This is a genomic window from Rhodovulum sp. MB263 (assembly GCF_002073975.1).
In the GTDB taxonomy this organism is placed as follows: Bacteria; Pseudomonadota; Alphaproteobacteria; order Rhodobacterales; family Rhodobacteraceae; genus Rhodovulum.
Window position 1 is genome coordinate 1,918,773 of the sequence record NZ_CP020384.1, and the last position, 15,066, is coordinate 1,933,838.

Sequence of the window (15,066 nt, forward strand, 5' to 3'; positions counted from 1 at the left end):
CGCGCCTCAGTTGACAGCTTCGCGACCATCGGCCACCGTTTCGGGGCGACTCCCCCCGGGGCGTGCCTGCCCCCGGACGGGAGCAAGACGACAGAACGACAAGACAAAACGACAGGGGCCTGGCCGATGCGCTCAGGTCCGAGGGGAGGTCGATATGCAACTGATCGCGATGGCGGGCCGCGTGGCCGCCGCGCTTGCCCTTGCGACGGGTTCGGCCCATGCGCAGGGTCTCGAATTCACCCCCGGCGAGGATGATCGCTTCTCGTGGCAAAGCTACGAGACCTTCGCCGACAGCCATGATCTGAGCGGCCAAACGCTCGACATCTCGGGGGTCTGGACCGGCCCCGACAAGGACCTGGTCGAAAGCGTGCTGGCCTATTTCGAGGCCGCGACCGGCGCGCAGGTGCGCTATTCCGGCTCGGAGAGCTTCGAGCAGGATATCGTCATCGCCGCCCAGGCCGGATCGGCGCCCGATATCGCGGTCTTTCCCCAGCCGGGCCTTGCCGCCGACATGGCGCGGCGCGGCTTTCTCACGCCGCTGGGCGAGGACACGGCCGACTGGGTGCGCCGGAACTACGCCGCGGGCGAGAGCTGGGTCGATCTGGGCAGCTACGAGAACGAGACCGGCGCCGAGGCGCTTTACGGCTTCTTCTACAAGATCGACGTGAAATCGCTGGTCTGGTACGTGCCGGATGCCTTTGCCGAGGCGGGCTACGAGGTGCCTGGAACGCTCGAGGATCTCAAGGCGCTGACCGAACGCATCGCCGCAGATGGCGGTACGCCCTGGTGCATCGGGCTGGGCTCGGGCGCGGCCACGGGCTGGCCCGCCACCGACTGGGTCGAGGACCTGATGCTGCGCCGCGAGAGGCCCGAGACCTATGACGCCTGGGTCAGCCACGAGATCCCGTTCAACGACCCCGCGGTGGTCGGCGCGATCGAGGATTACGGCTGGTTCGCGCGGAACGACGCCTTCGTCGAGGGCGGCGCGCAGGCGGCCGCCACCACCGATTTCCGCGAAAGCCCGGCCGGGCTCTTCACCTTTCCGCCGGGCTGCTACATGCATCGTCAGGCCAGTTTCATCGACACCTATTTTCCCGAAGGCTCCGAGATCGGGCTCGATGTCGATTTCTTCTACTTTCCGGCCTATGCCGGGCGCGATCTCGGCCGGCCGGTTCTGGGCGCGGGCACGCTCTGGGCGATCACCCGCGACAGCGAGGCCGCGCATGTCTTCATCGATTTCCTGAAGACCCCGATCGCGCATGAGATATGGATGGCGCAATCGGGCTTCCTGACACCCTTCACCGGCGCCAGTCCCGAGGCCTATGCCACCGACAGCATGCGCGCGCAGGGCGAGATCCTGACCAGCGCCACCACCTTCCGCTTCGACGGCTCGGACCTGATGCCGGGCGAGATCGGGGCGGATGCGTTCTGGAAAGGCATGATCGCCTACACCACCGGCCGGAGCGACGCCGAGACCGTGGCGCAGGAGATCGAGCGACGCTGGAACGCGATCCGCTGAGGCCGCCGTGCCCCGCCTGTTCGGGGGCCTGAGGGGAAGGGCCGGAAGGACGGCCCGCAAGCCATGCCGGAGATGCCGGCACGCCGTACGAAAGGAGGAGAGCCGATGTCGCCTCTGCTGCAGGGGATCGCGACGATCCTGATCGGGGTCGGAGGCTGCGTCGGCTATTTCTACGGCGCCAATCTGCTGCTCGACCGGGTGATCTTTCCGCCCCGGGGGCGCGATCCGGGGGCCAACATCTCGCGCGCGAACGCGGTCCGGCCCTGGCTGTTCCTGGCGCCCGCGATGGCGGCGCTGGGGCTTTATCTGGTCTATCCGGTCGTTGGTTCGTTCTGGCGTTCGCTTTACAACCGGGATGGCGGCACCTTCATCGGGCCTGGCAACTACACCGATCTGGCGGCCGATCCGGCCTTTCGCACCGCGGTCTTCAACAACCTTCTCTGGGTGCTGGTGGTGCCCGCGGCCTCGACCTTCATCGGGCTTGTCGCGGCGCAGCTGACCGACCGCATCCGCTGGGGCAACATCGCCAAGTCGATCATCTTCATGCCGATGGCGATCTCTTTCGTCGGCGCCTCGCTGATCTGGAAATTCGTCTATGCGAACGAGGCCGATATCGGGCTTCTCAACGCGATCCGGGCGGCGCTGGGCTTCGACGATCCGCTCGACGTGATCCAGATCCCGTTCTGGAACAATTTCTTCCTGATGGCGATCCTGATCTGGATCCAGACCGGCTTTGCCATGGTGATCCTGTCGGCGGCGCTGCGCGGCATCCCCGACGAGACCATCGAGGCCGCGATCCTCGACGGCGCCAATCCGTTGCAGATCTTCTTCCGGATCATGGTGCCGCAGATCACCGGCACCATCCTCGTGGTCTGGACCACCATCACCATCCTCGTGCTGAAGGTCTTCGACATCGTCTACACCATGACGGGGGGCAATTTCGGTACCCAGATCCTGCCCAGCTACATGATGAGCTACATGTTCAAGGATGACGGCCGCGCCACCGCCGTGGCCTTCGTGATCATGCTGATCGTGCTGCCGGTGATGGTCTGGAACATCGTTCAGGCCCGCAAGGAGATGCGCTGATGCCGGGACATGCGGGGCGGAAATCGGGTCTGGTCTGGGCGGTGCATCTGAGCGTGGCGGCGCTGGTCCTGCTCTGGCTGCTGCCGACGGTGGGGCTTCTGGTGTCCTCCTTCCGCGATCGCGACCAGATCTCGGCCTCGGGCTGGTGGGAGGCGCCGCTGCCGGTCGAGCAGACCTACCGGGTCCGCACCGATCCCGGCGCGGCGGTCGAGCGCGACGGGCGGGTCATCCTGAGCGGCAATGTCTTCGACAGCGAGGACAGCGCCGGGGCGGGCAGGGTCACGGGCTTCGGCGTCACGGGCCGTGCGCCCGCCGAATTCGCCCCGGGCGAGAGCGCCGGCCTGCGCGGCGGCGGCCGGCTGACGGTGGCGCGCGATGGCAGCTTCACCGCCGAGGCTGAGGCGCCCTTCGGTCGGCGCGGCCCCACGATCTATTTCGAGGCCGAGACCCCGCCCAAGGTGACGCTCGACAATTACCGCATGGTTCTGGGCGCCGATGGCATGGACCGGGCCTTCATCAACACGCTGACGGTGACGATCCCGGCCACGGTCATCCCGATCCTGATCGCGGCCTTCGCGGCCTATGCGCTGGCCTGGATGGAGTTCCCGGGGCGGGGCCTGCTGATCGCGGCGGTGGTAGGGCTTCTGGTGGTGCCGCTGCAACTGGCGCTGGTGCCGCTTCTGCGGCTGCATGAGACGGTGGGGATCGGCCAGAGCTTCATGGGTATCTGGTTCGCCCATACCGGTTTCGGCCTGCCGCTGGCCGTCTATCTGCTGCGCAACTACATGGCCGGGCTGCCGCGCGACATCATCGAAAGCGCCAAGGTCGACGGCGCCACCGATTTCCAGGTCTTCACCCGGATCGTGCTGCCGCTGAGCTTTCCGGCCCTGGCGAGCTTCGCCATCTTCCAGTTCCTCTGGACCTGGAACGACCTTCTGGTCGCCAAGGTCTTCTTGCCCGCGGCCTCGGAGACCAAGGTGATGACGGTCAAGATCGCCGACGATCTTCTGGGCTCGCGCGGGGGGGACTGGGGCATCCTGGCGGCGGCGGCCTTCATCTCGATGGCGGTGCCGCTGGCTGTGTTCTTCGCGCTGCAACGGTATCTTGTGCGCGGCCTGCTGGCCGGGTCGGTGAAATGAGGAGGCAGCCTTGGCCCTGAACGACGATCCCGACTGGTGGCGCGGCGCGGTGATCTACCAGATCTACCCGCGCAGCTTCCAGGATTCGAATGGCGACGGTGTGGGCGACCTTTCGGGCATCATCCGGCGGCTGCCGCATGTCGCCTCGCTGGGAGTAGACGCGATCTGGATCTCGCCCTTCTTCCCCTCGCCGATGAAGGATTTCGGCTATGACATCTCGGAATATTGCGATGTCGATCCGATGTTCGGCAGCCTTGCCGATTTCGACGCGCTGGTCGCGGCCGCGCATGGGTTGGGGCTCAGGGTGATGATCGATCTGGTGCTGTCGCATTCCTCGGACCGCCATCCCTGGTTCATCGAAAGCCGCTCGAGCCGCGACAATCCGAGGGCCGAGTGGTATGTCTGGTCGGACCCGAGGCCCGATGGCACGCCGCCCAATAACTGGCTGTCGATCTTCGGCGGGCCCGCCTGGGCCTGGGATGCGGGGCGCGAGCAGTATTACCTGCATAATTTCCTGGCCTCGCAGCCCGACCTGAACCTGCATTGCGAGGCGGTGCAGCAGGCCATCTTCGAGACCGCGCGTTTCTGGCTCGACCGCGGCGTCGATGGATTTCGCCTCGACACCATCAATTTCTACTTCTGTGACAAGGAGTTCCGCTCCAACCCTGCGCTGCCGCCCGAAGAGCGGAATGACAATATCGCGCCCCGGGTGAACCCCTATAATCACCAGCTTCACATCTATGACAAGAATCAGCCGGAAAATATTGAATTCCTGACGAAATTCAGATCCGTTCTCGACGACTACTCGGCCGTGGCACTGGGCGAGGTGGGCGATGCGCAAAGCGATCTGGAAATCCTCGGCCAATACACCTCGGGCGGAGACAAGGTGCAGATGTGCTATGCCTTCGATTTCCTCGGCAGTGCGCCCCTGACCGCCGCGCGCATCGCGCAGGTCTATGAGCGGCTCGACCGGGTCGCGGCCGAGGGCTGGGTCTGCTGGGCGCTCTCGAACCATGACGTCGTCCGCCACCCGACCCGCTGGACCCTCTCGCCCGCCGCACAACGCGCCTTTCTGACCTTGATGATCTGCCTGCGCGGCTCGGTCTGTCTGTATCAGGGCGAGGAGCTTGGCCTGCCCGAGGCCGATGTGCCCTTCGAGGCGCTGCAGGACCCTTACGGCATCGCCTTCTGGCCCGAATTCAAGGGGCGCGACGGCTGCCGCACGCCGATGGTCTGGGCGGCCGAGGAACTTCATGCCGGGTTTTCGGCCGCGCCGCGTACCTGGCTGCCGATCCCCGAGACCCATATCGGGCTGGCCGTGGCGGCGCAGGAGCACGCGCCCGAGGCGCCGATCCACCATTACCGCCGCGCCATCGCGTTTCGCCATGCCAATCCGGTGCTGGCGCGGGGCGCGATGGACACGGTGCGCGCCGAGGGCCATGTGCTGTCCTTCCGGCGCTATGACGCGACGGCCGAGATGTTCGTCGCGATCAATCTGGGCGAGATGCCGGCCGCGCTGGTCCCGCCCGAGGGCAACTGGCAGCCTCTGGGCGCCGAGATCAACGCGGCCCGGCCGGGGGCGGACGGGCTGGTGCATCTGGGGCCCTGGCAGCCCTCGCTGATGCTGCGACGGGAGGGGGCGTGATGGCGGGTCTGACACTCAGCGGCGTGGGCAAGAGCTATGGCGCGGTCGAGGTGCTGAAGGGGATCGATCTGGAGATCGAGACCGGCGAGCTGGTGGTCTTCGTCGGGCCCTCGGGCTGCGGCAAGTCCACGCTTCTGCGGATGATCGCGGGGCTCGAACGGATCACCGCGGGCACGCTGAGCATCGACGGGCTGCGCGTGAACGACGTGCCGCCCGCGCAGCGCGGCATCGCCATGGTGTTCCAGTCCTACGCGCTCTACCCGCATATGAGCGTGCGCGACAACATGGCCTTCGCGCTGAAGATCGCCGGGCGCTCGCGCGACGAGATCGAGGCCGCCGTGACCCGGGCCGCACGCACGCTTCAGCTCGAGCCCTATCTCGACCGGTTGCCAAAGGCGCTGTCGGGCGGGCAGCGCCAGCGCGTGGCCATCGGGCGCGCCATCGTGCGCGACCCCAAGGTCTATCTCTTCGACGAGCCGCTCTCGAATCTCGACGCGGCGCTGCGCGTGGCCACCCGGATCGAGATCGCCCAGCTGAAGGAGGCGATGCCCGACAGCACGATGATCTATGTCACCCATGACCAGGTCGAGGCGATGACGCTGGCCAGCCGCATCGTGGTGCTGGCCGACAAGGGGGTGGCCCAGGTCGGACCGCCGCTCGAGCTTTACGAGAAGCCGCGCTCGGAATTCGTGGCGCAGTTCATCGGCAGCCCGGCCATGAACCTGTTCGAGGGCGTCATTTCAAGGACCGGCGAGACGACCCATCTGCAGCTGGCGGCGGGCGGCGGCACGATTGCCTCGCAGGTGCCGACCGGGTCCGGCGACGAGGGCCGCAAGGTCCGGGTCGGCATCCGCCCCGAGGACATGGAGCCGACCGAAGGTGACGACTACGCCTTCGAGGGCCGGGTCGAGATCCTCGAGGCCCTGGGCGAGGTCACCCAGCTTTATTTCGAGCGCAAGGCCCCCGAGGCCGATCCGGTAATCGCCAAGCTGTCCGGGGTCCATGCCGGGCTGCGCGGCAAGACCCTCAGGATGACCGCCGATCCGGGCCGGGTGCATCTCTTTGCCGGGGGCCAGTCGCTGCTCTGGCGATAGCCCGCCGGGGCGCGCGGGCGGCGCTTGACGGCGCGCGGGGCAGGGCCGAGAACAGGCGCGACAGGCCCGTCCGGGCGCCGACCGGTGCCGCGGGCGGGCCGCCCCATGAAGGAAGGATTTCCTCCGATGCCGCGTATGATGGCCCGCCGGTCCCTGCTTGTCGCGCTTCCGCTGCTGATGCTTGGCGCCTGTGTCCAGACCGGGCCGATGGGCTCGATGGCGCCCGGCGTGATCGGCCCGGTGGCACAGGGCAGTACCTGGGCGGGTGCGGTCGGCCGTGTCACCGGCGCGGACGGGCTGGTCGCGAACCCGATCTGGAACGCCGAATTCTCGGAACCGGGTTTCCGCTCCGATCTGGCGCAGTCGCTGACGCGCGCCGGGATCCTGACCCCCGGCGGAGCCTACCGGCTGAATGCCGATGTCCAGAGCGTGACCCAGCCCCAGACCGGTACCAAAGTGCAGGTGGCGATGGTGGTGCATTACACCATCCAGGACGCGACCGGCCGGGCGGTCTTCGATCAGACCGTGACGACCTCTTACACCTCGCCGCTGGGGCAGGCGGTGCGCGGCGTCGACCGGCTGCGGATCGCCAGCGAAAACGCCGCCAAGGACAATATCGCGCTGTTGCTGCGCGCGCTTGGCGCAAGCGCCGAGGGCGCGCCGACCGGCGGGCCGTTCTAGCCGGAGCGGTTGTGGCATCGCGTCGCCCTGCGGCCCGCAAAGGTCTGGCATGCTTCTCGGGACGCCGCCCGGCGCGGCCGCTGTGGGAGTCTGTGAGAGGATGACCATGCCGATCCCCGCCAATTCGGAGCGCTCGCGCTTTGCGCGGTTCTGGCGGCCTGCGCCCATGGGGCGGACGAGACCGCGATGATCCCCGCCGCCATCGCGCCGCTGCCCGCAGGCAACCCTCATCGCAGCGTGATTTCCGGCATCGGGACTGCAGGCGGCAAGGATACCAATCCGGCGCTGGCCTCGCAGATTGCCGATGCCGATTTCAAGGCCGCGCTGCGCTGCGCGCTTCTGCTGTCGGGGGCCTATTCCGCCTCGGGGCGTTACGTGCTGAGGTCCGAGATCGAGGAGATCACCCAGCCGCTTTTCGGGTTCGACATGCAGGTCGGGCTGACGGTGCGCTACCGGTTGCAGGACCGCGCCGGCAAGACCCGCTGGGAACGGCGCATCGTCACCCGCCATACCGCGCGGCTGGGCGAGGCCTTCCTCGGGACCGAGCGGCTGCGCTATGCCAATGAGGGCGCGGCGCGCGAGAATATCGCGGCCTTCCTGCGCGAGCTTGGGGCCGAGGCCCTGGCCGAGGGGGACGCGGGCGTCTCGTAGCGGCCCCGATCAGGCAAGGCCCGGCAGCCAGAGCACGATGCCCGGCACCGCGATCAGCACGGCGATGGTGATCGCATCGGCCACGAAGAAGGGCGCGACACCGCGAAACACGTCCTGCACGCTCAGATCGTCGCGCACGCCGGCCACCACGAAGCAGTTCAGCCCGATGGGCGGCGTGATCAGGCACAGTTCGGCCATCTTGACAACGAGGATGCCGAACCAGATCGCGCACATCGGCCCCGACATGCCGAAGGCGCTGTCCGCGGCCGAGACATATTCGCCGCCGTTCAGCGCCATCACCGCCGGATAGACCACGGGCAGGGTCAGCAGCAGCATGCCGATCGCGTCCATGAACATGCCCAGCACCGCATAGGCCAGCAGGATCATCACCAAGGTCAGCATCGGCGGGTGGTTTAGTCCGGCGATCCAGTCCGAGAAGGCGCCCGGCAGATCGGCGAAGCCCAGGAAGCGCACATAGATCAGCACGCCCCAGATGATGGTGAAGATCATGGCCGAGAGCTTGGCGGTCTCGAGCAGCGCGTCCTTGAATTGCGCCCAGCGCATCCCGTGCGCCAGAGCCATCAGGAAGACCACGAAGGCGCCGATGGCCCCGCCCTCGGTAGGGGTCCCCCAGGCATCGCCGCCGAAGGGGTTGTAGACGAAGAAGACGATGGTCCAGACCACGAAGAGGATCGGCAGCGCCCTGGGCAGGGCGCGAACCCTCTCGCCCCAGGTGAAGCCCCGGACAGCCGGGCCGAAGCGGGGCAGGGCCAGCGCCAGCGCCACGATCAGCAGCGCATAGATGCAGGCCGAGACCATGCCGGGCACGAAGCCCGCCAGCAGCAGCTTGCCCACATCCTGCTCGACGATGATGGCGTAGATCACCAGGATCGCCGAGGGCGGGATCAGGCTGGCCAGCGTGCCGCCCGCCGCCACGACGCCCGCGGCAAAGCGCTTGTCATAGCCGATCTTCAGCATCTCGGGGATGGCGATCCGGGCAAAGACCGCCGAGGTCGCGACCGAGGCACCCGAGACGGCGGCAAAGCCCGCCGTGGCAAAGACGGTCGAGACCGCAAGCCCGCCCGGCAGCCAGCCGAACCATTTCTTCGCCGCATCGAAAAGCGCGCGGGTCAGTCCCGCATAATAGGCCAGATAACCGATCAGGATGAAGGTCGGAATGAGGCTGAGCGCCTGGCTTGCCACCTTCGAATGCGGCACCTGGCCCGCGGTCTTGACCGCGACCGTCAGCGCCCAGCCGAACGCGTCCGCGCCATAGCCCTTCTTCGACCAGAAGATCCAGATCAGCCCCAGAAGCCCTGCCAGCGCGGCGGCAAAGCCCACCCGCATGCCCAGCAGGACCGAGACGAACAGAAGCGCCGTGACCGCGAGGCCGATCCCGATCGGGTCCATGGCTTCCTCCTAATCGTCCGCGCCCGAGACATGGGTCGCCTCGGCCGCTGCCTGATCGGCCACGGACACCACCAGCGGCACCGCCACGGGGGCCGCCAGCCCCAGAACGAAGGCCCGGCCATAGCCCCAGAGCTGAAGCCCCAGCCGCAGGCACAGAACCGAGAAGGCGACCGGTGCCAGAAGCTTGGCGGGCCAGAGCGGCAGGTTGATGTCGATCGAGCTGTCCCGGCTGAACATCGGCGCGCCCCAGTCGAAGCTGCGCTGGAAATGGGCGAAACTGCCCCAGACCAGCAGCACCATGACGACCAGCATGGCCAGCGTCGTCAGCGCCTCGGCCGCCCACAAGGCCCGGCCCGACAGCCGCGCCACCAGAATGTCCATCCGGATATGGCCCCCATCGCGCTGGGTATAGGCGATGCCCAGAAAGGCGATCAGCGGCATGCCCTGCTGGATCCAGTCGACAGAGCCGGGCAGCGGCTGGTTGAAGAGATGCCGCCCGCCGACCGACACCACGGCCAGCAGCATCAGCACGAAGACCGTCAGCCCCGCCAGCAGCGCAAGCCGCCGCTCGAGCCGGTAAAGCCCGCGGTCGAGCCGCGAGAGTGGGCTGTCATCCTCCAGCACAGGGGCATGGATGGCCATGGGTCCTCTCCTCGCAGGGTCGGGTCTGTCGTCGCGCTCCGGACGGGGCGGCGGATCGACGGTGCCGGGCCGGGGCAGGAAGCGCCCGGCCCGGACCTGTTTCCGGAAGGTCGGGGGGACTACTGCCCGACCTGCCCGACTTGCCCGGTCACGGTCTCGTAAAGCTCCTGCGCGGGCAGGCCGCGGGCGCTCATCTCTTCGATCCAGGCCGCGGCCACGGGACCCGCTGCTGCCTCGCGGAACTCGGCCATGGCCTCGGGCGCGAAGGTGATCCGTTCGATCCCGCGCTCGTCGAGCGCAGGGCCCCAGCGCGCCATGGTCTCGCTGTTGTAATAATCGATGTAATGCGCCAGCGCCTCGTCGACCGAGCCCAGCAGCGCTGCGCGATGCTCTTCGGACAGTGCCGCCAGCGCGTCGCTGTTGACCACCACCGGGCAGTTCACCGTGCCAGGGTTGAGGTTCGTCGTCCACCATGTGCCGGTGTCGATGGTGCCGAAGGACATATGCGCATGGGGCGCGAAGGACACCGCCTTGACCACGCCGGAATCCAGCGCCTGGCGCACTTCGGTCGCATCCATCGAGGTCGGCACCGCGCCGATGATCTCCATCGCCTCGCCGATCCCGCCGGTCGCGCGCACGGTCATGCCGTTGAAATCGGCAAGGCCCCGGGGCGGCTCGCCGACGCCCACGAAATTATATTGCGGCATCGGCGTAGGCATCAGGAGCGTCGCGTTCCAGCGCGCCAGATCGGCCTCGACCGCCGGATGGCGGTAGAGCGCCATCGACAGGTCGCGTTCCTGTTCCAGGCTGTCGACACCCAGGAAGGGCAGCTCCAGCACCGTCAGCGTCGGGTTCTTGTCGCGGTGATAGCCCGCGCAGATCTGGGCCATCTCGAAGGCGCCGATCTGGATCCCGTCGAGATTCTCGGTGCTTTTCGACAGCCCGCCATAGGAGAGAGACAGCGTGAATGCGCCGCCGGTCTTCTCGCTGACCAGTTCCGCAAGCTTCTCGACATTCTCGGTGAAGGCGCGCCGCTTGCCCCAGAGCGAGACATTCCAGGTCTCCGCCAGCGCCTCGCCTGCCAGACAGCAGCCGAACGCGCCCAGCGCCATGGCGCCGATCGCAGCTTTCATCGGTGGATCCTCCCTGATCTCCCTTTTCGGTCGAGAGTAACCGGCCGCGCGCGTCGGTAAAGCAAAAACTGGCAGCGCTTGCCCGGAGCGGTCCGCCATGGCAGAGGGGACCGGTCAAGAAGGAGAGACGCTCCGATGTTCGCCCCGCGCCCAGGTTTCGGCAGCCAGACCCCGCCCGCGATCTTCCCGCCTGTCTTCGGCGCTCTCGGGCTCGGGCTTGCCTGGCGGCGCGCGGTCGATCCGTTCGGGGTATCGCCCGGTGCGGGCGATCTGATCCTTGGCGCCATCACCACGCTTTTCCTTTTTATGCTGGCATCTTATGGGCTGAAGCTCTGGCGACGCCCGAAGGTCCTCATCGAGGATTTCCGGGTCCTGCCGGGCCGCGCGGGGCTGTCGGCGGCGGTGCTGTCGGTCTATCTGCTGGCGGCGGCCCTGGTGCCGCTGGTCCCGGCGCTGGCCGCGCTCCTGCTCTGGGCGGGGCTTGCACTTCACACCGGGCTGGTTGGGCTGCTGCTGTGGCTTCTGGCCACCGGCCCGGCCGAGCAACGCCGCGTGACGCCGGTCTGGCACCTGCATTTCGTGGGCTTCATCCTCGCCTGCCTGTCCGCCGTGCCGCTCGGTCATACCGGGCTGGCCACCCTCCTGCTTTACGCAACCACCGGCGCGGCGCTGGCGATCTGGGCGGCGAGCCTTGTCCAGATGCTGCGCCAGAGGCTGCCCGCGCCGCTGCGCCCGCTGCTGGCGATCCACCTGGCTCCGGCCTGCCTGATCGGCACCGTGGCCGTCTCGCTCGGGCTGATGCCGCTCGCGCTGGCCGCGGCTGTCGTCGCGGCGGTGCTGCTGGGGGCGCTGCTGATCTCGGCGCGCTGGCTGCTGGCCGCCGGGGCCTCGCCGCTCTGGGGGGCGCTGAGCTTTCCGATGGCGGCCTTCGCAAGCCTGATGCTCGTGCTTGCGACCGCGCTCGAGGGCTCGTCCCCGGGCGATCTTTTCCGCATCGCGGGCGGTGGCGCGCTGGTTGCGGCGACGCTGGCAATCCCGCCGATCCTCGTTTTCGTGATGCAGCTTTGGGCAAAAAACCGGCTCGCGGCGCAAACCAATGCCGCCCGGGCCTAAGCGGCTCTGGCCTTGGGCGGCCGACGCGCGCTAGGCTGGGATCATGCAGGATACCTCCCCGTTTCCCCATTCCGCCTGGCTTGGCGAACTGCCCGGCGGGCTTCGCCGCCGGTTCCAGCCGGGCGCGGCCATCGCGCGGCCGGGCGATCTGAGCCGCCCCGGCATTGGTGACGGCGAGGCAGACGTTCCCGACCGGCTTTTCGTTCTGGACGAGGGGCTGGCCCGGATCTGCCTCAACGGCACGGCGCGGGCGCTGACCATCGGTTACCTGCGCCCCGGCGGGGCCTATGTCACCCATACCCGGGCCTGGGTCGAGGCGGTCAGCCCATGCACCGTGATCTCCTGGCCGGTCGGCGAGATGCTGGCCCTGGTCAGCCGCCAGCCCGCCCTCGGCCTTGCCGCCTTTCGCGAGGTGGGCCAGCTCCTGCATGGCGCGCTGAACCTGATCGAGGATCTCGCCTTCCGGCCGGTCGAGTCGCGCTTCGCGCGGTTCCTGCTGAACGAACGCGCGCTGCAACAGAGCGCGCTGATCCGGCTGATCGACAGCACCGAATCCCTCGCCACGGCGCTCGGGACCTCGCGCCAGACCCTCTCGACCCTGATCAACCGGCTGATCCGCGAGGGTGTCCTGTCCCGGCCGGACCGCCGCCATCTGAGGCTTCTCGACATTGCCCGGCTCGAGGCGATGGTCGATCTGTCGCCCGGCTGACAGAACCGGTCGCCGCCATCGCCTATCAGCATCCGGTCCCCGGGCGCGCCCGGGCCGGAAGAGGAGCGCATGGCCATGACCGACCAGACCCCCGACCGCTACGTGAGCTTCTACGGCATCGATTGCGACCGCAAGGCCGACCGCCTGATCGCCATGCTCACGGCCCATATGGCCCAAAGCCAGTCCCGCTGGGTCGGCTATTTCGAGCAGAAGCTTGCCGAGAAGGCCCGCATGGGCAATGACAACCTGCATTTCGTGGGCAGCCAGGTGAACAGTCTCGCCGCCTTCTTCGAGGAACTGGGCGACGCCGCGGCCGAAGAGCTGCTCTACGATCTCGAGCAGACCTGCTGCTGAACCCGGTCTTCTTCCTGGCCGAAATACCCCCGCCGGAGGCGCCTTGCGGCCGCCGGAACGGGGCGGCAAGGGGTGGCCGAAGGCCGGGGCAGCGGGGCCATTGGCGCCGTGCGGACCGGGGGCGTCGAGCTTTCCGGCCGATTGGCCCTTTTCTTTTCTTCCTTTGCGTGAAATAGGGAAGCGCCAAACGAAAACTCCCCCAGGAGAACTCCCATGGAGATTCGCGAGGCCCTCACCTTCGATGACGTCCTTCTCGTTCCCGCCGCAAGCTCGGTTCTGCCCAGCACGGCCGATACCTCGACCCTTGTCAGTCGTAAGATCAGGCTGAACATCCCGCTTCTGTCTTCGGCCATGGATACCGTCACCGAGGGCCGCATGGCGATCGCCATGGCCCAGGCCGGCGGCATCGGGGTGATCCACCGCAACCTGACGGTCGAGGAACAGGCGCGCGAGGTCAGCCGGGTCAAGCGCTTCGAATCCGGCGTGGTCTACAACCCGATCACGCTGCGGCCCGACCAGACGCTGGGCGATGCCAAGGCGCTGATCGAACGCTATAACTTCACCGGCTTCCCGGTGGTCGACGAACGCGGCCACGTGGTGGGCATCCTGACCAACCGCGACATGCGCTTTGCCTCCAGCGACGCGACCCAGGTCGGCGCGATGATGACCGGCAGCGACCTTGCCGTGCTGCGCGAGCCCGTCGACCGGGCCGAGGCGCTGAACCTGATGAAGGCGCGCCGGATCGAGAAGCTTCTGATCACCGACGTGGCGGGCAAGCTGACGGGGCTTCTGACGCTGAAGGATACCGAGAAATCGGTGCTGAACCCGCAGGCGGTCAAGGACGAGCTCGGCCGGCTGCGCGTTGCCGCCGCGACCACGGTCGGCGATGCCGGCTTCGAACGCTCGCTGGCGCTGGTCGATGCCGGCGTCGACATGGTCGTGATCGATACCGCGCATGGCCATTCCGAGGGCGTCGCGAAGGCGGTCGAGCGGCTCCGCAAGGCCTCGAATGACGTGCAGATCATGGCCGGCAACGTCGCCACCGCCGCGGCCACCCGGGCCCTGATCGATGCCGGCGCGGATGCGGTCAAGGTGGGCATCGGCCCGGGCTCGATCTGCACCACGCGGATGGTGGCCGGGGTGGGCGTGCCCCAGCTGACGGCGATCATGGATTGCGCCGCCGCGGCAGGAGATGTGCCGGTGATCGCGGATGGCGGCATCAAGTATTCGGGCGATTTCGCCAAGGCGATCGCGGCCGGCGCCTCCTGCGCCATGGTCGGTTCGATGATCGCGGGCACCGACGAATCCCCGGGCGAGGTCGTGCTCTATCAGGGCCGGTCCTTCAAGGAATACCGCGGCATGGGCTCGCTTGGCGCGATGGCGCGGGGCTCGGCCGACCGGTATTTCCAGAAGGACGCGGCCTCCGACAAGCTGGTGCCCGAGGGGATCGAGGGGCAGGTGCCCTACAAGGGGCCGGCCGGAACCGTGGTGCATCAGCTGGTGGGCGGGCTCCGCGCCGCGATGGGCTATACCGGCTGCGCCACCGTCGAGGAGATGCGCCGGAACTGCAGCTTCGTCCGGATCACCGGGGCGGGGCTGAAGGAAAGCCATGTCCATGACGTGACGATCACCCGCGAAAGCCCGAATTACCGAGTCATGTGAGGCGGAGCAGGGCCTGTGGCCCGCTGAAAGGCCTTGAAAGGCACTGAAACCCAGACCAGCGGCAGTCCCGGAAGGACTGCCGCTGGTTTGCCTTTGGCATAACAGCTTCGGGCAAGCGCCCGACCGGGCGCGTCCTCAGAGGGCAGAGGGCAGAGGGCAGAGGGCAGATCGACGGAGCAACGCCCGGGCCTACTGTCTCTGTTCCAAACCTCATATATCACATGAGGA

14 protein-coding genes are annotated in these 15,066 nt (G+C 67.7%); 11 read left to right on the forward strand and 3 right to left on the reverse strand.

Annotated features, from left to right (window positions below):
- Positions 1–154: 154 nt before the first annotated feature.
- The 7 genes from B5V46_RS08965 (at position 155) to B5V46_RS08995 (ending at position 7,815) form a co-directional block, all read left to right on the forward strand.
- Positions 155–1,519, forward strand: a complete 1,365-nt coding sequence (locus tag B5V46_RS08965) for an ABC transporter substrate-binding protein (RefSeq protein WP_080616288.1) — start codon at positions 155–157, stop codon at positions 1,517–1,519.
- A gap of 105 nt (positions 1,520–1,624) precedes the next feature.
- Entirely contained in the window at positions 1,625–2,605 is a 981-nt protein-coding gene (locus B5V46_RS08970; RefSeq protein WP_080616289.1) for a carbohydrate ABC transporter permease, read from the forward strand.
- Positions 2,605–3,744, forward strand: coding sequence for a carbohydrate ABC transporter permease (locus B5V46_RS08975; protein WP_080616290.1), 1,140 nt, complete (start codon positions 2,605–2,607; stop codon positions 3,742–3,744). Before B5V46_RS08970 ends, B5V46_RS08975 begins: the two co-directional genes overlap by 1 nt.
- 10 nt (positions 3,745–3,754) lie before the next feature.
- Entirely contained in the window at positions 3,755–5,389 is a 1,635-nt protein-coding gene (locus tag B5V46_RS08980; protein ID WP_080616291.1) for an alpha-amylase family glycosyl hydrolase, read from the forward strand.
- Positions 5,389–6,483 carry an ABC transporter ATP-binding protein gene (locus tag B5V46_RS08985; RefSeq protein ID WP_080616292.1) on the forward strand — a complete coding sequence of 365 codons (1,095 nt, stop codon included), beginning with the start codon at positions 5,389–5,391 and terminating at the stop codon, positions 6,481–6,483. Before B5V46_RS08980 ends, B5V46_RS08985 begins: the two co-directional genes overlap by 1 nt.
- Positions 6,484–6,609: 126 nt before the next feature.
- Positions 6,610–7,164: a hypothetical protein gene (locus B5V46_RS08990; RefSeq protein WP_080616293.1), complete on the forward strand. Its 555-nt coding sequence runs from the start codon at positions 6,610–6,612 to the stop codon at positions 7,162–7,164.
- A 186-nt stretch (positions 7,165–7,350) separates the two neighbouring features.
- Complete coding sequence (locus B5V46_RS08995; protein ID WP_080616294.1) at positions 7,351–7,815, forward strand: hypothetical protein; 465 nt, start codon at positions 7,351–7,353, stop codon at positions 7,813–7,815.
- A 9-nt stretch (positions 7,816–7,824) separates the two neighbouring features.
- Here B5V46_RS08995 and B5V46_RS09000 read toward each other — a convergent pair whose 3' ends face one another.
- The 3 genes from B5V46_RS09000 to dctP form a co-directional block, all read right to left on the reverse strand.
- Positions 7,825–9,225 carry a TRAP transporter large permease gene (locus B5V46_RS09000; protein WP_080616295.1) on the reverse strand — a complete coding sequence of 467 codons (1,401 nt, stop codon included), beginning with the start codon at positions 9,223–9,225 and terminating at the stop codon, positions 7,825–7,827.
- A gap of 9 nt (positions 9,226–9,234) precedes the next feature.
- Positions 9,235–9,867: a TRAP transporter small permease subunit gene (locus B5V46_RS09005; protein WP_080616296.1), complete on the reverse strand. Its 633-nt coding sequence runs from the start codon at positions 9,865–9,867 to the stop codon at positions 9,235–9,237.
- A 119-nt stretch (positions 9,868–9,986) separates the two neighbouring features.
- Positions 9,987–11,000 carry a TRAP transporter substrate-binding protein DctP gene (gene dctP / locus B5V46_RS09010; RefSeq protein ID WP_080616297.1) on the reverse strand — a complete coding sequence of 338 codons (1,014 nt, stop codon included), beginning with the start codon at positions 10,998–11,000 and terminating at the stop codon, positions 9,987–9,989.
- Between the two features lie 135 nt (positions 11,001–11,135).
- Between dctP and B5V46_RS09015 the strand changes: the two genes are divergently transcribed.
- The 4 genes from B5V46_RS09015 to guaB all read left to right on the forward strand — a co-directional run bounded on the left by B5V46_RS09015 (position 11,136) and on the right by guaB (position 14,838).
- Positions 11,136–12,113 carry a hypothetical protein gene (locus B5V46_RS09015; protein ID WP_080616298.1) on the forward strand — a complete coding sequence of 326 codons (978 nt, stop codon included), beginning with the start codon at positions 11,136–11,138 and terminating at the stop codon, positions 12,111–12,113.
- Between the two features lie 43 nt (positions 12,114–12,156).
- Positions 12,157–12,822, forward strand: coding sequence for a Crp/Fnr family transcriptional regulator (locus tag B5V46_RS09020; RefSeq protein WP_080616299.1), 666 nt, complete (start codon positions 12,157–12,159; stop codon positions 12,820–12,822).
- Positions 12,823–12,897: 75 nt separating this feature from the next.
- A complete protein-coding gene (gene cowN, locus B5V46_RS09025) occupies positions 12,898–13,176 on the forward strand; it encodes a N(2)-fixation sustaining protein CowN (RefSeq protein WP_080617996.1) in 279 nt (92 codons plus the stop codon).
- Positions 13,177–13,389: 213 nt separating this feature from the next.
- Positions 13,390–14,838, forward strand: coding sequence for an IMP dehydrogenase (gene guaB / locus B5V46_RS09030; RefSeq protein WP_080616300.1), 1,449 nt, complete (start codon positions 13,390–13,392; stop codon positions 14,836–14,838).
- Positions 14,839–15,066: the final 228 nt, after the last annotated feature.